20 protein-coding genes and 2 pseudogenes are annotated in these 24,050 nt (G+C 38.0%); 4 read left to right on the top strand and 18 right to left on the bottom strand.

All coding sequences use genetic code 11. The annotated features are described in order from the left end of the window. Positions 1-149: 149 nt before the first annotated feature. The 12 genes and pseudogenes from IPM14_01965 to IPM14_01910 form a co-directional block, all read right to left on the bottom strand. The gene (locus IPM14_01965; GenBank protein MBK9096888.1) at positions 150-419 is read right to left on the bottom strand and encodes a hypothetical protein; all 270 of its coding nucleotides are present in this window, start codon (positions 417-419) and stop codon (positions 150-152) included. 19 nt (positions 420-438) lie between these two features. Further along, complete coding sequence (locus tag IPM14_01960) at positions 439-1,002, bottom strand: 2-oxoacid:acceptor oxidoreductase family protein (protein ID MBK9096887.1); 564 nt, start codon at positions 1,000-1,002, stop codon at positions 439-441. Between the two features lie 34 nt (positions 1,003-1,036). Next, positions 1,037-1,780 carry a 2-oxoglutarate oxidoreductase gene (locus tag IPM14_01955; GenBank protein ID MBK9096886.1) on the bottom strand — a complete coding sequence of 248 codons (744 nt, stop codon included), beginning with the start codon at positions 1,778-1,780 and terminating at the stop codon, positions 1,037-1,039. A gap of 76 nt (positions 1,781-1,856) precedes the next feature. Further along, positions 1,857-2,954: a 3-methyl-2-oxobutanoate dehydrogenase subunit VorB gene (locus IPM14_01950; protein ID MBK9096885.1), complete on the bottom strand. Its 1,098-nt coding sequence runs from the start codon at positions 2,952-2,954 to the stop codon at positions 1,857-1,859. Positions 2,955-2,990: 36 nt separating this feature from the next. After that, positions 2,991-3,233: a 4Fe-4S dicluster domain-containing protein gene (locus IPM14_01945; GenBank protein ID MBK9096884.1), complete on the bottom strand. Its 243-nt coding sequence runs from the start codon at positions 3,231-3,233 to the stop codon at positions 2,991-2,993. Between the two features lie 340 nt (positions 3,234-3,573). Continuing rightward, entirely contained in the window at positions 3,574-4,530 is a 957-nt protein-coding gene (locus tag IPM14_01940; GenBank protein ID MBK9096883.1) for a fatty acid desaturase, read from the bottom strand. 184 nt (positions 4,531-4,714) lie between these two features. Beyond that, positions 4,715-6,637: a DEAD/DEAH box helicase gene (locus tag IPM14_01935; protein ID MBK9096882.1), complete on the bottom strand. Its 1,923-nt coding sequence runs from the start codon at positions 6,635-6,637 to the stop codon at positions 4,715-4,717. Positions 6,638-6,763: 126 nt separating this feature from the next. Further along, positions 6,764-7,054: a type II toxin-antitoxin system Phd/YefM family antitoxin gene (locus IPM14_01930; protein MBK9096881.1), complete on the bottom strand. Its 291-nt coding sequence runs from the start codon at positions 7,052-7,054 to the stop codon at positions 6,764-6,766. Positions 7,055-7,127: 73 nt separating this feature from the next. Further along, positions 7,128-8,303, bottom strand: coding sequence for a hypothetical protein (locus IPM14_01925; protein ID MBK9096880.1), 1,176 nt, complete (start codon positions 8,301-8,303; stop codon positions 7,128-7,130). A 121-nt stretch (positions 8,304-8,424) separates the two neighbouring features. Continuing rightward, entirely contained in the window at positions 8,425-9,783 is a 1,359-nt protein-coding gene (locus tag IPM14_01920) for a NapC/NirT family cytochrome c (GenBank protein MBK9096879.1), read from the bottom strand. A 165-nt stretch (positions 9,784-9,948) separates the two neighbouring features. Continuing rightward, positions 9,949-10,551, bottom strand: a complete 603-nt coding sequence (locus IPM14_01915) for a DUF2202 domain-containing protein (protein ID MBK9096878.1) — start codon at positions 10,549-10,551, stop codon at positions 9,949-9,951. A gap of 79 nt (positions 10,552-10,630) precedes the next feature. Continuing rightward, positions 10,631-11,185, bottom strand: a pseudogene (locus IPM14_01910) (hypothetical protein). 398 nt (positions 11,186-11,583) lie between these two features. On the opposite strand from IPM14_01910, the gene IPM14_01905 reads away from it, so the two are divergent. Further along, positions 11,584-13,608, top strand: a complete 2,025-nt coding sequence (locus tag IPM14_01905; protein MBK9096877.1) for a PAS domain-containing protein — start codon at positions 11,584-11,586, stop codon at positions 13,606-13,608. Then, positions 13,605-14,969 carry a sigma-54-dependent Fis family transcriptional regulator gene (locus IPM14_01900; protein MBK9096876.1) on the top strand — a complete coding sequence of 455 codons (1,365 nt, stop codon included), beginning with the start codon at positions 13,605-13,607 and terminating at the stop codon, positions 14,967-14,969. Before IPM14_01905 ends, IPM14_01900 begins: the two co-directional genes overlap by 4 nt. Before the next feature lie 130 nt (positions 14,970-15,099). Here the strand turns inward: IPM14_01900 and IPM14_01895 are convergent, their stop codons facing one another. Both IPM14_01895 and IPM14_01890 read right to left on the bottom strand, forming a co-directional pair. Then, positions 15,100-16,200, bottom strand: coding sequence for a DUF560 domain-containing protein (locus tag IPM14_01895; GenBank protein MBK9096875.1), 1,101 nt, complete (start codon positions 16,198-16,200; stop codon positions 15,100-15,102). A gap of 15 nt (positions 16,201-16,215) precedes the next feature. Then, positions 16,216-16,587, bottom strand: a complete 372-nt coding sequence (locus IPM14_01890; GenBank protein ID MBK9096874.1) for a hypothetical protein — start codon at positions 16,585-16,587, stop codon at positions 16,216-16,218. Positions 16,588-16,792: 205 nt separating this feature from the next. On the opposite strand from IPM14_01890, the gene IPM14_01885 reads away from it, so the two are divergent. Beyond that, positions 16,793-17,053 carry a hypothetical protein gene (locus IPM14_01885; protein MBK9096873.1) on the top strand — a complete coding sequence of 87 codons (261 nt, stop codon included), beginning with the start codon at positions 16,793-16,795 and terminating at the stop codon, positions 17,051-17,053. Positions 17,054-17,080: 27 nt separating this feature from the next. Here IPM14_01885 and IPM14_01880 read toward each other — a convergent pair whose 3' ends face one another. The 4 genes and pseudogenes from IPM14_01880 to IPM14_01865 all read right to left on the bottom strand — a co-directional run bounded on the left by IPM14_01880 (position 17,081) and on the right by IPM14_01865 (position 22,555). Beyond that, positions 17,081-18,517, bottom strand: coding sequence for a HAMP domain-containing histidine kinase (locus IPM14_01880; GenBank protein ID MBK9096872.1), 1,437 nt, complete (start codon positions 18,515-18,517; stop codon positions 17,081-17,083). A 65-nt stretch (positions 18,518-18,582) separates the two neighbouring features. Then, on the bottom strand, positions 18,583-20,496 hold the full coding sequence (locus tag IPM14_01875) for an iron hydrogenase small subunit (GenBank protein ID MBK9096871.1): 1,914 nt from the start codon (positions 20,494-20,496) through the stop codon (positions 18,583-18,585). Next, positions 20,486-22,170 (bottom strand): annotated as a pseudogene (locus tag IPM14_01870) (NAD(P)H-dependent oxidoreductase subunit E). Before IPM14_01870 ends, IPM14_01875 begins: the two are co-directional and overlap by 11 nt. 4 nt (positions 22,171-22,174) lie before the next feature. Beyond that, positions 22,175-22,555 carry a response regulator gene (locus IPM14_01865; GenBank protein MBK9096870.1) on the bottom strand — a complete coding sequence of 127 codons (381 nt, stop codon included), beginning with the start codon at positions 22,553-22,555 and terminating at the stop codon, positions 22,175-22,177. Between the two features lie 309 nt (positions 22,556-22,864). Between IPM14_01865 and IPM14_01860 the strand changes: the two genes are divergently transcribed. Continuing rightward, the gene (locus IPM14_01860) at positions 22,865-23,992 is read left to right on the top strand and encodes a DUF1624 domain-containing protein (protein ID MBK9096869.1); all 1,128 of its coding nucleotides are present in this window, start codon (positions 22,865-22,867) and stop codon (positions 23,990-23,992) included. Positions 23,993-24,050: the final 58 nt, after the last annotated feature.

Raw genomic sequence — 24,050 nt, 5'->3', positions numbered from 1 at the left:
TTATCTCGGCATTAAAACTTGCTTTAATGACGGGCCCGCGATATAATTTCTAATAAGAACTAGCTTTTTCTATTTCAATTTTGGGTGGCAAATATAACCATTAATACCTGCGATGTCAATCGAACTTGCTTGCAGCAGGCAAGTATCATTTATCCATCAATATTATTAAAACTCGATGTAATACCATCAATTGCCTGCGAACGGACGTGAATTTCATTCAGCTTCTGAATAAGTCGAAGAATAACTTTGCGCTTTTCTTCAATAAGTTCATCCATAAAAGTTTTTACTTCCGGCATATTACATTCGGCAAGCACACTTTCATAGTACTTTACGATGGCTGTTTCCTTACGCAGAGCTTCGTTAAGGCTCGCACAGGTGTTTTTACATGCATGCTGACAGTTTATTCCGGGGTCTGACATTGTTATTCCTCAGGTTTTTTTATGCTGTTACTTTTTCATTTAGGTGAACCAGCTCTTTCCCTCTTTTAAGAGCCTGTTCGTTTACAGGAATCAGATGATGCCTGTGTTCCGGCAATGCCTTTTTAAGAGCACTGACGATTGTTTCTATTTTTACGATCGGTCTTTTTTCAAGAAACGCACCGACCATGATCATATTAGCCACCTGTTTTGCTTTTAGCTTATCTGCTTCTTCAATTGCAGAAATACCTACAACATCAATATCTTCTCTCGTTGGGGGATGAATAATCGTAGACTGTTCATATAGCAGTAATCCACCCGGTTTTACTGCTTTCTCAAACTTATCGAGTGACGGCTGGTTAAGTACAATCGCTGAATCAAATTTTGTTATGATGGGAGAACTGATTCGTGCATCAGAAACAATAACGATACAATTGGCTGTTCCACCCCGCATTTCTGGTCCGTAAGATGGCATCCAGCTTACTTCTTTTCCTTCAATCATTCCAGAGTAAGCAATTATGCTTCCCATAGAAAGCACTCCCTGTCCTCCGAAACCAGCACAGATTATTTCATGTTCTTGTCGCATTTTCAATTCCTTATTCTTTCTTCAAGAAATTCTATTAAACTTTTTCCGGAACTTTTAAATCACCAAGCGGATAAGCGGGGAACATTGTCTCCTCAAGATACTTGATTGATTCAACCGGTGTCATCCTCCAGCCGGAAGGACAGTTTGAAACTACTTCAACAAAACAGGTCCCTTTTCCTTCTTTCTGATACTGGAAGGATTTCTCAAATGCCTTCTTCAACTTTCTAACAGCATTTGGATTATGAACTGCCTGTCTTGTGACATAATACGCTCCCGGCAAATGAATAAGCAGGTCTGCAATTTTTATTGGATGACCAACCATTTTAACATCACGACCATATGGTGACGTTGTAGTTACTTGCCCAAGTAAAGAAGTTGGAGCCATTTGTCCGCCGGTCATTCCATAAATACCGTTGTTGATGAACACCATTAAAATGTTCTCTCCTCTGTTAACGGTATGAATTGTTTCTGCTGTACCGATTGCAGCTAAATCACCGTCTCCCTGGTATGAAAAAACATACCGATCAGGTAAGACTCTTTTTATTCCTGTAGCAACTGCACTTGCTCTTCCATGTGCAGCTTCCTGCATATCAACGTTCATATAATGATAAGCAAAAACTGAACAGCCAACAGGTGCAACGCCGATTGTTTTATCCTGTATTCCAAGTTCTTCAACGACTTCCATCAAAACTCTGTGGACAACACTGTGTCCGCATCCCGGGCAATAATGAAACGGAGTATCTGTTAAAGTATCCGGTCTGCAATAGACCATTTCCATTCCTTCGGCATCCGGTGGAAAATCTAAAGTTGATGGTCTTTCAATTGACATATCTTAATCTCCTATAAAACTCTTTTTAATCCTGAAGGACATTTTGTTTTTCGATGATAGATTCGATTTCATGAAGCACGTCATCAGGCGAAGGAATCATACCGCCCATTCTTCCTGTGAAATAAACGGGAACTTTTCCTTCAACAGCCAGCTTAACATCTTCAACCATTTGACCCGCATTCATTTCAACTGACATCATAAAGTCAACCTGGTCAGCTAATTCATTCAATCTCTTGTACGGATATGGATAGAGTGTAATTGGTCTGAGCAATCCAATCTTAATTCCTTTTTCTCTTCCAAGATCAACTGTCTTCTGGCAGATGCGTGAAGACAAGCCAAAAGCAACTAAAATAATTTCGGCGTCATTCGTTTTAATTTCTTCAAACCTTACTTCATCTCTCTCAATTTTTCTGTACTTTTCCTGAAGCTGGTGATTTACTGATTCCATCTCTTCCGGTTTAATGAAGAGAGAAGTTATAATATTATGATCTCTGTCTTTTGTTTTTCCTGTTGTGGCCCAGGGAGTTTTAATTTTTGGTAATGAACCTTCCTCGGGCTGAATAACTTTTTCCATCATCTGACCAAGTGCACCATCAGTTAAAATCATTGCCGGATTTCGGTACTTTTCTGCAAGACGAAATCCTTCAAAAACAAAATCAGCCATTTCCTGAACTGATGCGGGAGCTAAAACAATTAAATGATAATCGCCGTGTCCGCCACCTTTTACAGCCTGGAAATAATCTCCCTGCGATGGCTGAATAGTTCCCAGACCAGGGCCGCCGCGAACAACATTCACAACCAAGCAAGGAAGTTGTGCGGAAGCAATGTACGAAAGACCTTCCTGCATCAAACTTATTCCAGGACCCGATGACGAAGTCATAACTCTTGCACCAGCACCTGCAGCTCCGTAAATCATATTGATCGAAGCAATTTCACTTTCGGCTTGCAGAACTAATCCTGAACGCTTTGGTATTTCTCTTTCAAGATATTCTAAAACCTCCGACTGCGGAGTAATCGGATAACCGAAGTAAGCATCTATCTTAGCACGAATAGCAGCTTCGGCAAGCGCTTCGTTGCCTTTCATCAATTTAGCTTCGCCGTTTTTATTTTTTTTCTCTTCCATCATAAAACCTTTAAATATTTTTCTTTAAAGATGAACTTATTCTTTAGCTGCAACTTTCTTTGCCGGCTTGGGCTGTCTGTAAACTGTAATTGCAGCTTCCGGACATACAAGGGCGCAGTTAACGCATCCGGTACACTTCTCTTCGATCAGTTCCACAAACCGGTATCCTTTTTCGTTGAAGTGCTGAGAAAGACGAAGTCCATCTTGCGGACAGGATATAATGCAAAGCTCACAGCCTTTGCAAATAACACCATCAATTTTTACCGTTCCTTTAATCATTTTAAAACTCTTTGATGAGATTGGGTTTATTATTATATAGAGTTTTGACAACATATATGCCATCGGAACCCCTTATCTTAAAATGATTTTGAGCTAAAAAAGCTGATTTTATTGTCAGATTTAAGAAGATATTAGAATGGCGGATTCCTATTTTCGAGAAGCAAAAATAGATATGTTAAGCAACTATTAAGAACCTGAAATTTGTTGCCGAATGTAGAAACATCAAGCTGTCATTCTGGCGAATCCTTTTAAGGATGAGTCCAGAATCTGGCCTCGTCTGATTCCAGACAACCTGCCTGCCGGACAGGCAGGGCTGGAATGACGAAAAAATTTCAATCTGTTATTCAGTATTAACCTGCAATCCCCCTCTGTTAGCTCTGACCATTCGTGAATAGAGAGAAAGTTTTGGATCGAACAAAAATCTAAGCCATAGTTTAAACCAGGACTTATGATAAACAAGATTATCATAAAACTCCGGAGCTGCTTTTTTTAATTGCGGAAGATTGTTCCAGGGTACTGATGGAAAATCATGATGCTCGTTGTGATAGCCGACATTGAGTGAAGGAATATTCAGCGGACCATAATAGCTGTAAGTTTCCTGCGGTGGTGCAACAAGAAAATGTTCCTGTATCCATCTCGCACCAAGAGGATGAAGTCCGATCGAAAAGATGAGAGAAAAAACAAGATAAAGAAATGCAGTCCATCCGAAGTAAATTATTACTAAAGCATCAATAGCGAAGACAACGATCCAGTTTATAATAACCCACCAATTCATAAATTCAATTTCCTTAAGACGCATTGTTCTGAATGCCTGGAAGAAAGGGAAGAAAAGTTCCCACAAAGCTTTTCCTAAAAATGTATTGCCGATAAGTTTCGCTTCCCACTTGCTCGCAAGATCTGCATCGAGATAATAATCTCCCTGAAATGAATGATGTTTCAGATGATATGATTTGAATGAAACATAACTGGGAACAACTTTTGGTAAATCTGCAATAATTCCGAAAATTGTGTTGAGCGTTCTGTTTTTGAAAATAAGATTATGTGATGCTTCGTGAATGAGAACGAAAAGATTATGATCGGCAAAAGCTCCAATGAAAAATGCTGCGATGATTGTCAGCCACCAAGGTTGATCAGCAAGCAAGTATGCAATGCCAAATTGTAAAGCCACAACAAAAACTGTAATCACCGCACTGACTGGATTTCTTCCAATCAGGCTTCTTACTTCTGGATGTGCTTTTAGAATTTGCTTCGTTCGCTCTTTGTGCGGTTCAGGCTGATCTGAATATTGAAAATCCATTTTTATTCCTCGTTGATTCTTCTAACTTTACAAACGTAACCAAATATGATGAATGAACAAATAACAGGTAGCAAATAATAATAGAGACCAAATTGGTGAGAGCTGCGAACAACTGGGCAAAGTAAGGGTATAGTTTTATAAAAAAACTAGAAGGTTGGGTTGCTTATTATACGACAATTAAAAACTATGTGGATAATTCATCATCAACGATGAGGTTAACAAAATTATTCCAATTACCAAATACCATTTCATACAACTCCGAATTTAGTATTTGATACCTGTCAACTTCTTTTTTTGTTGCAAAACGACCTAATCTCATAGACAATTTATGATATTCATACAGCAATATTTGGGCAATGTTATGACGATTGGCACGTGAAGGTTCAAACACTTGCTTTGCAAAAATATCAATTACCCGACCTTCAAATTCAACTTGGCAACCTGAAGGAACGTTTAAAATATCCTTGGAAGATCTCATTTTCCTTAAATCAGAATATGTGGGTTCTTCATATGGCAATAAACCTATATAATCTACAATTCTATAGGCATTTGTGAAATTACCAATGAAGTCGAGAACAATAACTTTATCTTTACCAGGAAATTTTCTTAGCCCCCGACCTAGTTGTTGAAAAAATATTCTCTTTGATTCTGTTGGCCGTAGAAACAATAAACATTCTATAAATGGGATATCTATTCCTTCATTCATCACATCAACAACACATAATATTTTCAAATCACCATACCTCAAAGCTTCTATTAGTCTGTCTCGTTTATCAAGAGGAGTTGTACCCACATATATTTCCGCAGGAATTTCCGCTTGATTAAATGATAATGCAATACGTCTTGCATGATTGACACTGCAACAAAATGCTAATGTGGGAAATCCTTCAGCATACTCTTTCCACTTGGATAGGATTGAATTATCACGGGATTCTATTATCAATGTCTTGTCTAAATCCTTTATACTGTAACCATAGTTGAATTGTCTAACATTCGTATAGTCAACATTATCGAACAAACCATAGTAATGAAACGGTGATAGAATTCCACTGTCAATTCCAGTTCTTAGTTCGTATTCAACAATTATATTACCATTGCATAAATCTATTACATCTTGTCGATCTCCTCTAAATGGAGTTGCTGTTAATCCTAATAAAAAGTTTGGTGAAATGTTATCAATTAAATTGCGATAACTTCTTGCTGCCGCGTGATGAAATTCATCTATAATTACATAATCATAATCATTCGATTTTATTCTAGGAATATTTCTAGAAATAGTTTGGATAGTTTCAAGATGAACTTTTACTGAAGTAGTATCTGATATTCTGCTGACATTATATGAGACATTATTACTACCAAATACATGAGAAAATTCTTTATAAGCATTTTGAAGGATTTCATGTGTATGAGCTACATATAATATATTCTTTGCCTTACAATTTTTAGAATCGATGGCTGCTACTCTTGTTTTACCAGTGCCTGTTGGCAATACAATAACACCAGATGACTGTTTGAGTGTGCGTGCCTCTTGAAGTCTCGTCAATGAATCGGTTTGAAGAAAATTTAACTCACTACCTTTAACCCTATAACCACATAAACATCTACCATCCTTAATATGCCTAGCATCTCTTGGACATAAGTAACCTGCTAAAACGGCTAATCGAGCGAAATCAATAACATCAATAAATGAATATTTAATATTTAAATCGAGAGCTGTTTGGATGAACTCATCTTTTGCATTATCAAGAATACTTCCAACATAACCAAGGATAGCAAATTTGATATCAGCTAATTTTCTCAATCTAAAAACCTGATGAGAAATTGTTGATGCTTTTATTGTCTTAAAAGAGCTCCCTTTTAATATTATCCCCGCTAATCCATATTTACCTTTAAATGAAAGTTGAGTAGTAAGAATGTCTACTATTTCAGTAGGACCATGTGGTGTTAAGTTAGGTTCAATGATCAATGATAAAATGATTTTTTCCAGCTTATCTTCTTCTTGGAAAGTTTTCACCACTGATATAAGTTCGTTAGTAACTTGATCACGACCAATTAACCTTAGCCCAATAAATTGATCGAATTCGTCAATATTAATTAGTGTACTCATTTTTAATTTAGCTGTATCACAGTATTGTACCTATGGCAAAGTCAAATACCGCACTTGGATTATCCCTAAAAATATATTCGTCAATTTCCATCAGACTTAGCATAGCTTCCTTTGTCCAAACGAGTTTCACTTTGTCCTGGAAGACCGAGACTTTTTTAACTCAGCTCTAAGTTGTGAGGTTGAAATTACTTCCCCTTTATCGGAATCTATCAATCCTCGTGAAACTGATTCCAAAAAAAGTTTTGTTTGTCTTAATTCATCGAACTCAGAAGGAGAGATTAGCACGCCTGCAGGTTTTCCATTCTGGGTTATTATCAACGAATTATTTTTCTCACGAATTTCCTTAAGGTACCTCGCAAGATCAGATTTGAACTGACCGACTGGTATTATATCACTTGATACGGATATATTTTTCATTTTATTAAGTCCTGAATTTGTCTTTATTCAGGACTTAATTTAGACTATTATCCTGACTTACGCAAGTTATCGTCTAAAACGCCGTTACAAATCCCAATCCGATTGTGCCATATTTTGCTGTGAAGTTCTGAGAATACTCTGCAACCAATCTTATGTTTCTTCTCAGCAGATAACCGAAATGAATTCCAAGCTGTTTCAGGTTCAAATCGGTTTGGTCCGATTCAATCCAGTTAAATAATGCAACACTGTACCAATCGCTGTCATCACCTTCGGGTCTTAAGATAAGTTCGGCGAAAGCCCCCTGTGTTTTTATTTTTTCTTTTTCATCAATAGAGAAATAAGGATTGTCATCATTCCTGATTATATATTGAAGATTTAATTCCAGCGGCTCAAAACTAAACGTTGCATCGCCGCCAAGCATGGAGAGTTCATTCTGAGATTTTATTGCCTCTGAAACTTCCTGTTCTTCTTTGCCCCAATAACCCATCGCTCCGATTCTTAAATGTTCTCCTGCATCCTGTGATATTCTTCCGAAAAAGTTTTTGTATTTATCACTATCAAAAGTTCCGTTGAAAAATTCTTCTCCGATTCCGCTGCCGTTCACAACTTCAAGAACGAGATCTGTCCCGGATTCAAATCCATAGCCAAGCATTACTCCTCTGTCGTAAGTAAGATCAACTATTGAATTGCCCGGTCGCACCTTGTAGATGTAATAGTCATCTCTTGTTAATCTTAATTCTCTTTTAAACAACGGATCGCAAACCTGAAATTGACCGATTGTAAAATCCAGCTCGCTACCAAACATATTATTAAACATAAACCATGCATCTTCAATTTTTCCAACTTCGCCGGTTTCCAGAATGTAATACACATAATAAGAAATATCATTTGTTATAGCTCCGCCGGTCAGAATCTTGAAAAGCAGTGGTGCATAAAAATCAGATTGCTCTGACTTATCTTTATTATAAGTTACATATCCTTCGAGTCTTGCTGCTATCGGGAAGTCTCTGATGAGTGATAGTTCCGGATCACCAGTATCAACATAATAACGCGGAGCTTCCTGATCTGTCAACTGAAAGCCATTACCTGCGAAATCATTACCGTATGGTTTGAGCGCCGGAAAAGGTGAGTGACAGGTTTTACATGTCATGTTGTATTTTCTCGCAAAAGCCGGGATGGCTAAAATATCATTTGCTAGAAATGCAATTATGATAAAAGATAAAACCGTGAGTGTAAATGTATTTTTCATTTTAGTCCTCTATTTTAATTTTGTCATTGCGAGGATCCGCCAAATGCGGAGACGAAGCAATCTATTTAATTATCAGATTGCTTCATCCCGACAAGTCGGGATTCGCAATGACAGTTTGTAATTATGGTAATATTGTTACATAAGTTGAGTGCTCGTTTACTTTTATAATTTCTTCTTCATCATCCGGAACATTCAGAAAATCCGCGACAGGTTTAACTAACTTTTGATAGTTAAGTACTGCGGTGACTTTCATTTCGCCCGGGGCTACTTTATTAGGAAGATTGAACGTAAAATGTTCCAGCTTAGTTTCGCGAGGACCAAGTCTGTAATCAACTCCAAGCGAAGCAGTATTCCATTGCTGTATTGTCATTCTTCCCTGCGGATCGAAATAAGCCATTCTAAAAATTCTGTCACCGAGTGGAATTCCATCACGCTGAACCCCTAAAAAGTTCGGATCATTCTTTGCAATCCCCATATCCTGGTAAGCTAAAACTTCCGCACCGATTGTATATTCTTCACCTTCAAAACCTTTTTTATTAACAGGCAAGTGATAAACATTTCCTTTTGCATCAACAGCTTCAACGTGCATCCAGACGATTCTATCTTCAACAGATCCTGTTGGAAATTTGTGTCCAGTTTTCTGGTTGAAGAGTGCAACAGTAAACTTAACGGTTTCACCAGGTTCAGCTTCTTTTATATCAGGATGGATTCTTAATTCAATCGTTCCTTTTACTTTTCCGGGATCGTGAGCTCCGTGAAATAGATGCTGCCATGCATCGGGATATTTATTACCCATCGATGCAGTGTAACCTTCTGCTTGTGTCATATGACAGTTTTGACACTGTACTCCTTCTTTTGAATAAGGGCCATCCTTCCATTCAAGATGAGTTGATTTCACCCAGATCCCATACGGAGACATTTCATTGTGACAGGTACCGCAAAACTCTGCCGTTTTTAGAAATTCAGATTGGATGATTTTATGTTCCGGAGAATTCCCGGTACCACGGGGACCGTATTTTGTTTTCCCATCGCCCGGATCTGAAATAAAATTAAAATTATGGGGCGTGTCTCCCTTGAACCCGGAAACTGTATGACAAACATCGCACGATACAGATTCGTTTGCACGAGATTTCATTTCGGGTTTCGGCGGAGGAACATCTCCGGCAAGAAATGCAATTGGTGCATGACAGCCGTTGCAGCCCGCTTTTACGCCGGCAACTTTTTCATCTTTTTCTGCATGCGGAACTGCAAGCTCAAAATATTCAATCTCATCCCAGTGATGAGTATACGCCTGAGACATCATTGCCTGCTGCCATTGACGATAGAAGTCAACGTGGCAGGAGGTTCCGCAGAATTGCGGTGTCTTATATTCGTCGTACGTTCTTGTGCCCAACGCTTCATCGCCGGCTTTTATTTGAGATAAAACTTGAGAAGATGAGAAAAGAAAAACAGAAATGATTAATGTTAAGATTTGTTTCATATGTACCTCCGATTTATGGAGAATTGTTTTAGGTTCGAGCGCAAATTAGTTTATCTTTACTAACAAAACGTACTAACAAGAGTTGATATTTAATAACACATTTATAAATAATTGACCGGAAGCAAGGATTTTATCCTCTTCCGGTCATAAAGTTTTTAACAATTATCAAAATTCCGTTGATACATTCAGACATCTTAGAAAAGCAGCAAGATGTTTCTCTGAAGCAGCTTTTAGATTCTGATATACTCTGATTATGTCGGGGTTATCAACAAATGTCAATTGAAAAGTCAGGTCTGCAATGTCCAATTCCTCAATTGCTTTTCCAACGAGTAAAGCTTCCTGCAATGATTGGCTTCCCTGCTGGATATATTGATCATACAAAAGTTGAAATTGCGGATCAGGAAAAACACCGACTGAATCAGTTGTTAACGGATCTTGGACTGAATATTTATCAAGCAGATTTTTAACAGCATCCATATGTTTCTGCTCACTCAACTGAATATTTAGAAAAACTTTGTGGTTCCATAACTCACCCACTACTATATACACATCCCTCGCAAGTTTCTCTTCGATTCTCATATGTATTAGTCCGTCTCTTTCCTCCTGTGACAATTCATAACTAGAACCCCCACCGTTCCCATTACCTCCACCATACTTTGCAAGCAAAGTTAAACTATCTGCTGATACCGGGGATTCGCTTTGACAGGATGTGAAAAGAAATGAAGTGAACAACAATGCTGCAAAAAGAATGATTTTGCTTTTTTTCATATGACACCTTTTATGTTTTGTGATTATTAATTAGAAAGGACGACATTCACGGCCGTCCTTTTATAATGATTAAGTTAGTTTATTTTCTTCCGCCTCTTTTAGTTCCTGTTCCGCTACCAGTACCAGTCCCGGAACCCGAGCCGTAGCCTGTTCCATCTTTTGGTCCTACGCCACTGTTACCGGTACCATCCTTTGGACCCCACATCTTACCATTGCCATTGTTTCCCTTTCCATTCTGATTCTTTTGACCGCTACCATCTTTTGGTTTTACATAATCAGGATCCTGGCCGTTCGGAATTCCATCTCCATCTGAATCAACAGCGTTATCATTTAAGCCATCACCATCAAGGTCAACAAAACCATTATTTCCATCCGTTCCTTTTCTGTTTTGTGCGCCTGTATAATCCTCGTCTCTACCATTTGGAATCCCATCACCATCAGCATCTGGAGCATTGTCATTAAATCCGTCACCATTTTGATCAACAAATCCGCTGCCGTGCTGTTGGTTCTGTTCTTTAGTTTGGTTCTTTATCTGATTTTTGTTCTGCTCTTTAGTCTGAGTCTGGTTTTGGTTTTTTAATTGGGTTTCACCCTGCGACTTTATCTGTTCCTGATTTTTAATTTGATTCTTTTCCTGTTCCTGGGTTTGCGTTTTTATTTTATTCTGTTCTTTGTTTTGAACAGGCTCTCCCTGAGCTAAAACAGATGTCGCGAAAAAAACAACGCTGAAAATCAGCGTAGCAACTAGCGAAAGTTTTTTTGCGGTTTTCATTGTATACTCCTTTTTTTGTTTGATGTTTTTTTGAATTACATTTTGTATAAGTTATTCAATGGCTGTGCCATCAAATTATTGCTTGATTTTATTCTTTAAATAAACTTTTTATTTATAGCAAAGATGTTCTTCGACTTTAAGGACGAAATGCTTCGACTATGTGGACGAAAGAGATTTGATTTAAATGATTTTATTATTACTTGTCCGCCTATGCCTCTATTAAGAATTCAATCTTGCATTAAATCTGATTAGTTTTGAATATGAATTTTCTCAGAAACCTGCAGCCCAAAATAATAATCTTCGTTGCGCTGATTGTTGGTGCGCTAATGGTTGCTTCGGCTTTCATAGAGCTGCGACAAAGTAAAAGTGAAATTCTTCATTTACTTACTGAACAGTCATCGTCATTAATAGAAACAGTTAATCAGAGCAGCATCAATGCTCTAAACTCAAGCGAAGAGATTGAAAATTTAATAGCTGAAAGATTATTTAATAACGCCCGCCTTATCAGAAAACTCGATAGCCTCAATCTCCTGACCCAGCAAAAACTTATTGAAATAGGAAAAGAAAATTCCCTCTTCAGAATAAATATTTTCGACAAAGAAGGAACGAGAGTTCTGTCTAACCGTATTCCGGAAAAAGATCATCTTCATGGTGAAGAAAATATAAATAGGTATGATGAGCTGGAACCTATTCTAAAGGATAGTGTAGATGAATTTGTAATCGGGTTGAAAGATGCAGAGTACGTTCAGGAACAAAGGTTCGCGGTTGCGGTAGCCCGGGTAAATAATAAAGGAGCAATTGTATTAAATCTGAATGCACAAGATTTCCTGGATTTTAGAAAAAGAATCGGACTCGGGAAAATCATCAGAGATATTTCCGATAACCCCGGAATAGAATACATTGTTTTGCAGGACTCAATTGGTATTCTCGCCGCCGGTTCTTCTGTCGATACAATGAATGCTGTTGAATCGGACCCTTTTTTAATTAATGCAATAAATTCCAACAACACTTACACACGAGTACGCAATTATAAAAACCAGGAAGTGTTTGAAGCAGTAAAAAGATTAATATATGAAAATGAAGTGATTGGAATTTTCAGAATCGGTTTATCGCTTGATGAAGTAAGGGCCGTTGAGGATAGAATGATACGCCGGTTAATTATCATTTCTCTTGTGCTTGCTGCAATCGGTGTTATTATCCTTAGTATAATTTTTACAACCCAGAACCTTCGGACAGTCTCAAATGAATTTAAAAAATTCAAAACGTTTACATCAACAGTCCTTGAAAATATGGGCGAATGTGTTGTCGTGGTAGACGAACAAATGAAGATTACTATTTTTAATAAAGCTTCAGAAAATCTATTTAAAACCAAAGCAGATGAAATTATTAATAAAGACTTATCCGATTTATCCGGCGAAATTTTTCTGTCATTGTCAGACTACTGCCAAAACATCAATGAAAATTGTACTGATGTTTCAATCGATACTAAAATCGGCGATGAGAAAAAATATCTCAATTTGAATTTTACCAGAAACAGAGACGAAGAAGGAAAAACCAATTATATAATTGTTATTAACGATTTAACTGAATCACGAAGGCTCGAAGAAGAAGCGAAGCGCAGAGAAAAATTGTCTGCAATGGGTGAATTGGCTTCCGGAGTTGCACATGAAATCAGGAACCCTATAAATGCAATCGGAATGATAGCTCAGCGATTGGATAAAGAATTCAGCGTTGAAAAAGAATCTGAAGAATATCATAAAATTACAAATCTTCTCAGAAGTGAAGTCACCAGAATAAATAAAATTATCACTCAATTTCTCAGCTACGCTAAACCATTTTCTCTTCAGCTAAAAAAAATCAATTCTAAAATTTTCTTCGATGATATTTACCGGTTGTACGCTGACCAGGCAAAATCAAGAGGAGCGAAGCTCATTAAACATTCCGACCTCTCTTTTGAAATGACTGTTGATCCTGAATTATTAAAACAATCTCTGATAAACTTGTTACAAAATGCCATCGACGCGGTTTACAATAATGGAATTGTCGAAATTAATTATTTTAAAAAGGAAAATGATCTAATAATTGAAGTTTCGGATAATGGTAAGGGAATTCCGGAAAATATTAAAACTAAAATTTTTGATCTTTATTTTACTACAAAACCCGAAGGAACGGGTTTGGGGCTAAGCATTGTTCAAAAGATTATAGCTGAACACGGTGGGACAATTGAAGTTTCCAGCGAAGTGAACAAATACACAAAATTTAAAATAACCATACCACAAAAATGAAAGACTACAACATTTTAGTGATTGACGATGAAGCCGCTCAAAGAGATGTGCTTGCCGGATATTTAAAAAAGAAAGGATACAAAATCTTTTCGGCATCATCCGGAAGAGAAGGGATTGATTTCGTTAAAAATAATCCTGTGGATATTATTCTTTCTGACTTTAAGATGCCGGATTTAAACGGAATCGAAGTTCTTGAACAAGTGAAAAAAATTAATCCCGAAATAAGTTTTGTGATTGTAACAGCATACGGAACCGTTGAGAATGCAGTAAAAGCAATGCGGCTTGGTGCAGTTGATTATATTTCAAAACCGGTTGATCTCGATGAACTCGATTTGATGATTGAAAGGATCGTCGATCTCAAAAATCTTAAATCTGAAAATCAGTTGTTAAAGACTCAGCTTCAGGATAAATATAAAATCTCTTCTATCGTTTCTCAATCTCGTAAAATGGAAGGGGTTATAAATGTTGCAGCGCGTGTTGCAGACAGCAAAGCAACTGTTTTAATAACCGGAGAAAATGGAACAGGTAAAGAGGTGCTCGCAAAAGCTATTCATTATATGAGTTCGAGAAAGGAAAAACAATTTGTTGCAGTAAATGTACCAGCACTTACGGAAACTTTACTCGAAAGTGAATTGTTCGGACATGAAAAAGGTGCATTCACGGGCGCAGACAAAACGAAGAAGGGAAGATTTGAAATTGCTGATGGCGGCACTCTTTTTTTAGATGAGGTTGGAGATATACCGCAATCGATTCAAGTAAAACTTCTGAGGGTTCTGCAGGAACATCAATTTGAAAGAGTCGGAGGTACAGAAAAAATTGAAGTTGATGTTAGAATTATCGCAGCGACAAACAAAAACCTCGGGCAAAAAATTAAGGATGGGACTTTCAGAGAGGATCTATTTTACAGACTGAATGTCGTCTCTATAACAATTCCGCCTCTAAGAGAAAGGAAAGAAGACATACTCCCGATGATAGAAAGTTTTCTTGACAAGTATTGCAAGGAAAATAAGAAAGATAAGCTTGAGATTTCGAAGGAGGCGGTTGATGTTCTGATGAAATACAATTACCCGGGAAACGTTCGTGAGCTGGAGAATATTATTGAACGAGCGGTTGTGCTTTCAAGAGGGAAAGTAATTACGATGACTGATCTTCCAATGAACATAAGAGGATTTGAAGAAGAAAAATTACTCGGTAACTTGGATGAAGGAACTCTAACAGACCGGGTTGAAGCTCTCGAGAAACGACTGATCTACGATGCATTGCAGCAAAGCGGCGGCAATCAAACCAAAGCCGGAAAATTGCTAGGGCTCACAGAACGTAATCTGCGTTACAAACTGAAGAAGTATAACATTAAGCATTAACTCTCTATTAGTGTCGCACTGAGCTCGTCGAAGTGTGACCCTCAGTCTTCGACCTCCTCAGATGACAGTGAAAATAAAAGCGGCCACGCGAGGGCTGTACGTGACCGCTATAGTTAATCAGGAGGGTATGCTAAAAATCAAACCCCAGGGTTATTGCATAAATCTGGTTTGTGTAATCGTAATAATAGTCGTTGGAAATGTTTTTGATAAAGTTATAATTCAAAGCCAGGTAAAGTCCGCTAATAAACTCGCTCAAACCAAACTCTAGTGAAACGCCTGCAGATAATTGATCGTCTTTCCTTAGCTCATCGAGTTCATTGCCTTCTGCATCTGCGGCTGGAAGATCGGTGTAATTTCTTATCTCATACCTGCCTGAAATTTTTCCAATTATATTTGGAAGAAACAAATAACTGAAATTTAATCCGGTTTCAATTCCATCGTTCGAGTAAATATCGTTGAATAGCTCCTCTTCATAATAAATGTATTCATTCGAAGTGAAATAACGGTTGCCGCCGCTGAGGTTTTTTCTGAAGAAAGCATATGCATTTAATCCGAGATCATCAGTTATGCCCTGCCCTATCTGTAAAAATAATTTAGCCTGAAGTATTTTATCAGCTAGCCCCTGGTTTTGCATTTTCTCAATATAAATTTTGTTATCAATCTCAGCCCCGGTGGTTAGTGAAGTTCTGCTTTCGAAGCTATTAACAGATCTTATAAAAGCTTTTATCTGATAATTGGAAAAAAGAGAGAAGTTTTCGTAATCAATTCTATTTCCGATCACTCCGAGCTGAAGCTTGTCGCTTTCGCTAATCGAGTGCAAATAATTAGCATATGCTGAGACCTGGTTGAAATCATAAATGTAATAATCTTCTTTGTTTGTTCTTATTGTGTAGTTGAGACCAACGTTAAGCGGATTATCATACTCTGAAAAGAGATAGGTATCAACCAAACCAAATTTGTGAATAACGGTGGATTTGTCTGGGTTTTCATAGTAACGATTGGCGAATCCAATGTAATATAATTCAAAAATGTTTTGCTCGGTTTCAAAATCGTAACCTATTTCCCCGGAAAGAGCATTTATAAAATCTGATTCTTTTAAATAATTATTGAATATGTTATCATCGTAGTAACCTTCAACATCAGCCATCAAATAAAACTGTGCTTGTGAACTGAAATTGAATACTGTAATCAAGAGAACAAGTAAATACAGAAAATTAATTTTTAGTTTCATAAAATAATTCAGGATTTACTTCCCGCCGCCGTTACCGCCGGGACCATTTCCACCTTGTCCTCCGCTTCCCTGGCCTGATCTAGTTCGTTTACGAATTTTATTTAAGCTCATTCCGCCTGCACGGGTATCGGCTATTCCATCTCCATCCTTATCTATGAATACATCCTTCCCTCTTTTTTTACCATCTTTATTTTGAAGCGGATCCCCTGTCTGAAGTTTGTTTCTGTCTCTTATCTGGCTTTCATCGCCTTGGTTTTGCTGCTGGTTCTTTTCCTGTGTCTGTAATTGTTCTTTCTCTCTGTTCTGATTCCGGGTAGAGTCCTGCAGTTGTGCTGCAAAAGCGGTACTAAAAAAACTTACGACAACCAATGTTAATAATGTTTTCATTTTATTTTCCTCCGATGAAAGGTGACAAAGCCTGTGCCGTGAATCTGTTTTGAAAATCTTCTTTTTTACGAAAATACTTTGATTATTACGACCAAATTGTTGAATGCTGCGACCAAATGGGCGATCCAATCAGCCTGAATGTCCGATATTTTTTAATTGATTAACTTTGCATTGTTAATACAATAATATTTACCGGGGAAAAATTATGAAGACCGTTCTTTTAATACTCATCGGCAAAAGAAAAGACGCCGCTGTCAAAGTTCAGCAAATACTAACTGCCTGGGGCTGTAACATAAAAACACGTCTTGGTATTCATGATGGTGTTCTGGAAAATTGTTCCGACACGGGATTGCTGATCTTAGAGCTGGTTGGTAAGCCTGAAGACAATAAAGAAATTGCACGCAAAGTCGCTTTAATACCGGGAGTATCGTCACGGCTGGTTGAACTTGCTATTCCATCTGATTAAAATTTTTAATTAAACAGACATTATTTGTCAGGCTTTTGCTTTGAACTCTTGCAGAGATTCGTCTTCTTCTTTTCTCTGGAAGGGTAACTCTATCGTAAAGCAGCTGCCTGAATGATCTCTTGTTGCCATTCTTGAAGGACTGACAGCCTTGATAGTTCCGCCGTGTCTTTCAACAATTCTTTTAACTACTGAGAGACCCAGACCTGATCCTTCCGAAACAATCTTCTTTACATTATTAGCGCGATAAAATTCTTTAAATATTTTTGGAAGCTCCTCCGCCGGGATACCTACGCCGTCATCACAGACCTCAATAACAAGACTTTTCTTTTCACTTGTAATCGTTACCTCTACATTACCACCGTCAACGCCATACTTAATTGAATTGCCGATAAGATTTGAGATAGCAATATCGAGTAAAAATTTATCTCCCTTTATATTTTCTTTTTGCTCTCTTTTATCAAACAGATGTAACTTGATGAGATGTGCATCCGCTGAGGCTTTTCTCCTTTTCATTACTCCTGAAATTATTTCATGGATATCCAGATCCTCTTCATCGTACTCGTCATAAAGTGTTAGCTTTGAAACGTTCAGCACATCATTTATCATCTGGATGCCTTCATCTGTTCTGTTTTTAGCTCTTACCAGTTTCTCTTCTATCGTTTCGTCAATTGGACCGAGAAATTTCTGGAGGATGATATCGATATACGAAGCAACTGCTACAATTGGTGTTTTGATTTCGTGAACGATGCCCATTATGTATTTCTGTTTTTCCTTTTCAGCGGCATTAATCTTTTTCATTGAGTCAACAAGATCCTTTTCGCGCTTATAAAGCTGACGTGCCATTCCGTTAGCAAGGTAAACACTCGTAAAAGTCATAAACGCAAAAGTGAAAAGAAATGCGCCAACGTAATAAGGATTATTATAAAGCGGAAAATTTAAAAGACCATCAATAGAATGATGAGCAATCGCCTGGTAATGTTCAAGAGCAGTTAGTGCCGTAAATGCTAAAATAAAAACCGCCGCCATAACATATACCAATGTTCCGGGTAATATCAGGCTTCCGATAATCACAAGAAATACAAACTGCATATACAGCGGTGATTCTATTCCGCCGGTAAAATAAACCAGCATCAGCAAGGCAATCAAATCAAGAGCCATTTGAAAAAGAGAAACGTACAGCGGATTGAATTGTGTCACATCAAATCTTACATATTTTCTCGCACGATGTAAAATAAAATTATAAAAGAGTATTGAAGCAATAATGATTACTCCGGCAATAAGCTGTGTTTCGGAATAATTTATTTTAAAAATGAACGTTGTGAGAAATAAAAATACAGTGAGCAAAAACACAATACCGTATCGCAATTTAATGAACCAGAGATTTCTTCTGCGGATAGCTTCCCAGAATTCTTTCTGGTCCCGCGCCCACTCGGGTACCATGCTCATCATCAGTTTATTAAACAATCATACTCCGAATTAATTTGCCGGCAACATCGAATATTGCCGCCGGCATAAATTATAACATTCTTTTATGCAATATACTTACCACGTTTAACATAGTGAGTATGAAGAAGCTTGTGCGAAAGGTGTCCGCAAGGTCCGTCTGTTAAAAACTCATTATATATTTCAACAACGTGACGATTCTCGTGCGACTTCCTAACCGGCAATGAACTATCCTCATCGTAAATTGCTTTTGCTCTCAGCTTGCGAATTTCCGGTGTTGTAGGAATCGGCTGACCACCTCCTCCGATACATCCACCTGGACAAGCCATAAACTCAATGAAATGACATTCACTGAATTTGCCGCCAGCTTTAATGTCATCCATTACCTTTTTTGCATTGGCCGTACCGTGGACAACTGCAATCTTCAAGGTTGCGCCTTTCAGCCAGTTCCAGTCAGGCACAAGATGAGCGATGAGTTTTGGAACAGGTCCGACTTCTTTTATAGGAAGCTCAGCATATTTTATTCCTTCGAATCCTCTAACCGGAGTGATGTCTGCATTTGCGAACACATCTTCAACTTTTTTTCCGGTTACGAATTCAATAACTGTTCTTAATGCGGCTTCCATCACACCGCCGGTTGCGCCGAAAATTAATCCGGCACCCGAAGCTTCGCCGAACGGATCATCGAAATGCGATCTTGGCATTTCGGGCAGATAGATTCCGGCTTCCTTTATCATCTGGGCAAGTTCTCTTGTGGTTAATCCGTAATCAACGTCTTTAAATCCTGAATCAACCATTTCCGGTCTGTTACATTCGAACTTTTTAGCTGAGCAAGGCATCAACGCAACCGAAACTATATCCTTTGGATCGACACCTTTCTTCTTCGCATAGTAAGTTTTGATAAGTGCGCCAAACATCTGCTGAGGTGATTTTGCAGAGCTTAGATTATCAACATATTCCGGATAAAAATGTTCAAGATATTTTACCCAGCCGGGCGAGCAGGAAGTAAACTGAGGAAGTGCAACCTTCTCTTTTTTAACGAGAGCTTTAAATAGTCTTTGAACAAGTTCAGTTCCTTCTTCAAAAATTGTTAAGTCGGCTGTGAAGTTTGTATCGAACACAACATCAAAACCGATTCTTCTTAAAGCTGTATTCATTTCTCCGGTTAATGATGTTCCGGCTTCCATTCCGAATTCTTCACAAATTGCTGCTCTTGGTGAAGGAGCTGTTTGAATTACTACATGCTTTTTCGGATCATCAATTGCAGCCCATATTTCATCCCGCGGATCGTTTGCACGGAGCGCACCGGTAGGACAACGGTTTATACACTGACCGCAGTTTATACAAATAACTTCGGCTAATGGTTTATCCCAGAATGTTCCGATATGAGTATTATGTCCTCTGTCTATTGCTTCAAGCACACCAACTTCCTGAAGATCAATACAGGTTCTTACACATCGCTTACAAAGAACACACTTGTCCATATCTCTGACAACAGAATATGAAGAATTATCAACCTCATATCTTGGTGTTTTAACATGACCAAAGTTATAATGGTCAATACCATACTCTTTTGCAAGCGACTGTAATTCACAGTTGTTATTTCTGAAACAGGAATAACATTCACCATAATGCTCGCTAAGAAGCAAATCGAGAATGTGTTTTCTTGCTCTTCTAACTGCATTACTTGTGGTTTTTATTTTTATCGGCGCTGTAATCGGGAACGCACACGATGCCTGCAATGTTCTCATTCCTTCAACCTCAACAACACAAATGCGGCATACACCGGCAACACACAAATCTTCATGATGACAAAGAGTTGGAATGTGAATCTGGTTTTGTCTGCATGCTTCAAGAATTGTTGTACCCAGAGGAACGGAAAATTTCTTTTCATTTATCTCTATCGATACTGATCCGCCAATGTATTCGGGATTTTCGGGTTTCTCAATTATCAACGGTTTCTGACTTACCGGGGCTCTTAACGTTTTCTTATTTTCCATTTCTTCCTCCGTTACCAGCATTGAATATTTCATCTTTAAAGTTTTCGAGTATAGATATAAACGGATTTGGACTCGACTGACCTAATCCGCACTTTGAAGCAATCTGCATTGTTCTGCCAAGATCTTTCAATTTATTTATATGCGCGAAAGTGTATTCGCCTTTCTCTATCATTTCTACCCCTTCGAGCAGCTTAACGTTTCCCATTCTGCAGGGAGTGCACTGTCCGCAGGATTCATCAACAAAAAATTCCATAAAGTTTTTCAAGACATGTAGCATATTTCTGCTTTCATTGAATACCATCACAGATCCGCCGGTTGCAACGTCTTCATAAGCAACTGTCCGGTCAAACTGAGATTTCGGTACGCAATGACCTGAAGCGCCGCCAATCTGAACAGCTTTTGTATTCTTTGCGCCAACAATCTCAAGCAGCTCTGAAATTTTTATTCCCCACGGCAGTTCATATACTCCCGGCTTTTCACAATCACCCGAAACAGAAAATAATTTTGAACCTGATGATTTGTCTGTTCCGAATTTTGCAAACCAGCTTCCGCCTTTCATAACTATGTGACTTACTGCTGCAAGTGTCTCAACGTTATTAACTGAAGTTGGTCTTCCAAGATAACCTGTGTTGATTGGATATGGTGGTCTGTTGCGTGGTTCTCCGCGATGGCCTTCGAGCGATTCAATCAGCGCTGTTTCTTCACCGCACACATAAGCGCCTGAACCAAGAAATACTTCGATATCAAAACTGAAATCTTTTTTGCCTAAAATATTTTTTCCGAGAAGATTGTCTTTTCTCATAACCTCGAGATAATCTTCAAGCGGTTTTAAAAGATACTCATATTCGCCGCGCAGATAAACAATTCCTTTTTGTGCGCCAATGGTGTAACCGCCAACAACCATTCCATCAAATACTAATTCAGGATATTCCATTAAGAGAACTCTGTCCTTGAATGTTCCTGGCTCTCCTTCGTCAGCATTGCATACAAGAAACTTTTCGTTCGACTTTGCCGCTGCAGTCAACATCCATTTTGTTGAAGTTGGAAATCCTGCACCGCCTCTTCCTTTCAACTTTGAATCTTTTAGTTCGAATAAAATATCTTCGCGGGTCATTGATAATGCTTTTTTAATTGCATCTCCTCTTTTGTATTCAGAGAAGATTACGGGACCTGTTCTTTTCTTTATTGTTGTTTCCATAATCATTTCACCTTTCCCAAAAGTTCAACTGCTTTTTCAGGAGTAAGCTGAAGAAAAACCTGATCATTGATTGCCATCGCGGGGCCCATGTCACACAAACCGAGACAGTTTGCGTACTCAACAGTAAATTTGTTGTCTTTGGTTGTCTCGCCAATTTTAATTCCAAGCTCACGTTCGATCGCTTTTACTAATCCACTCTTCCCTTTCATATCGCAGGAAATTGTCTGGCAAATGCGTACGAGGTTTCTTCCCTTTGGATTTGAATTAAGAAATGCAAAGAAGGAAATAACACTGTAAACTTCTACAGGATGAATATTTAAAAGTCTCGCGACTTCCTGCTGTGCAAATTCAGATATGTGTCTATGCTTTTTCTGAATCTCGTGAAGTATCATCAGCAATGCTGAGCGGTCATTCCCGTATTTATTTACATAGCTCTCTATTTCTTCGGAGAGAGCATTTTTTTCAACTACTAACATCTGCTCACTCCTTAAAATGTAATTGTAAAAGTTTTTCTACTTTGTCAATCAAGGTGTCGGGAGAAATCGGTTTCTCGATAAACTCATCTACGGGAACCATTTCGCCTGCTGCAAATTCAAGTCCCAATGCTTTTGATACAGATGTGTACATAATTATCGGTATCTCGAATTTTTCTTTTCTGAATTTCTGCGCAAGGAAAAAACCATCGTCCGGTTCATTCATCATAACATCAAGAATGATGAGGTCTGGTTTTTTTTCTTTAACGATTTTATATCCGTCATCCGGATTATCTGCTGTGATCACTTCATATCCTTTTGCCGAAAGCACAAGACTGCTTGCATCGAGAATATCATGATCATCATCAATTACTGCTATTAGTGCCATAATATTGCCCCATTGTTAATAATTGTGTTCGATATAAGCTACTGCAGATACGCATATTAAATGCCATATTCAGCTAATTTTCAATATTGCTTTAAGTGATTTAAAGTGATTTTATTACTTTAATTTATGTTTGATTTGCTGGTGTTTTCTTAATTGTTGGAAGGTTTATTTCTCAAAAGAGAAAAGTTTTTTGCAAAAATTATTTTGTATTTACAAAGTGTTAACGATTGTGAAATTACATGAACTTGCTAAGTTAGAATAAGTTGATTAATAATATTTTGTCTTAATTTTTTGATAAAAAATTTCCGTATGAAAGAAAAAGTCCGTTACACATTTATTGATTTGCTGCGCGGCTGGGCAATAATACTTATGATTGAGCCACACGTGTTCAATACTTTCCTGCTTCCCGAATTAAAGCTGACAGGATGGTTCAGTGTTGTAACTTTTATAAACGGACTAATCGCACCTGCATTTCTTTTTGTATCCGGTTTTGTATTCGAAATTTCTTCGGGCAGCAAACTGGATGATATGCGCAAGTTCAAGCTTCCGTTCTGGAAAAAGCTGTGGAGAATAATCTCAATTATACTTATCGGTTATGCACTCCATCTTCCGTACAAATCACTTTCAAAAATTATTAATAAAGCAACACCGGAACAGCTTCAGCAATTTTATGCGGTTGATGTGCTTCAGTGTATCGGTGTTGGATTACTGGTTTTATTTGTTTTGAGATTAATTGTCCGTTCAGATAAAATTTATCATTATACTTTGATTGTGCTAACAATTATTGTAACGGCGGTGTCGCCGATTTTCTGGAAGACAGAATTTACGCACTATCTTCATCCAGTGTTTGCAAATTACTTCAACAGGCTGAATGGTTCTCTCTTTCCTGTTTTTCCGTGGTTAAATTTTATTCTTGTTGGAGCAATCTTCTCAAAATATTTTTTGAATTCTGCTGCAAACAACAAAGAGTCAAAATTTATTAAGGCAACAACTATCACCGGAATAATTATGCTGCTTTCCGGTCACTTGTTTTATTCCGGTTTGTTCCCCGGATCTCTGACGTCAATTCTTCCCAACCCGGTCTTTTTCATTGAAAGACTTGGCTACGTTTTGTTCTCTGCAGCACTTTGCTGGTACTATGCTAACTGGAAACAAACCAAACAATCATTTGTAATCGATGCAAGCCGTGAATCGCTTTTAATTTATTGGCTTCACCTGCTGGTAATTTACAGTTCTACATTCGGAAAAAGTCTGGCAAATTCTCTCGGTCCGAACCTAAATGCAATTGAATGCACAGGAATAACTTTGCTGTTGATGGTATTAATGGTAATCGTTGCAAAACTTTGGGGCTGGACAAAATTGAAGTTTCCGAAATATGCTACCAAAATTGCGTGGGGAGTTGTTGGCGTGTTGTTTGTTATTTTTTTATTGAGTTAAAGATGTAGCACAGATTATTCCGAGGGAATGGCTACGCCAATAATCTGTGCTACTATAA

The sequence above is a fragment of the bacterium genome (assembly GCA_016716565.1).
Taxonomy (GTDB): Bacteria; Bacteroidota; Ignavibacteria; order Ignavibacteriales; family Ignavibacteriaceae; genus IGN2.
The sequence above is the reverse complement of the archived record's forward strand: the minus strand, read 5'-3'. Positions and strand labels throughout refer to the sequence as shown.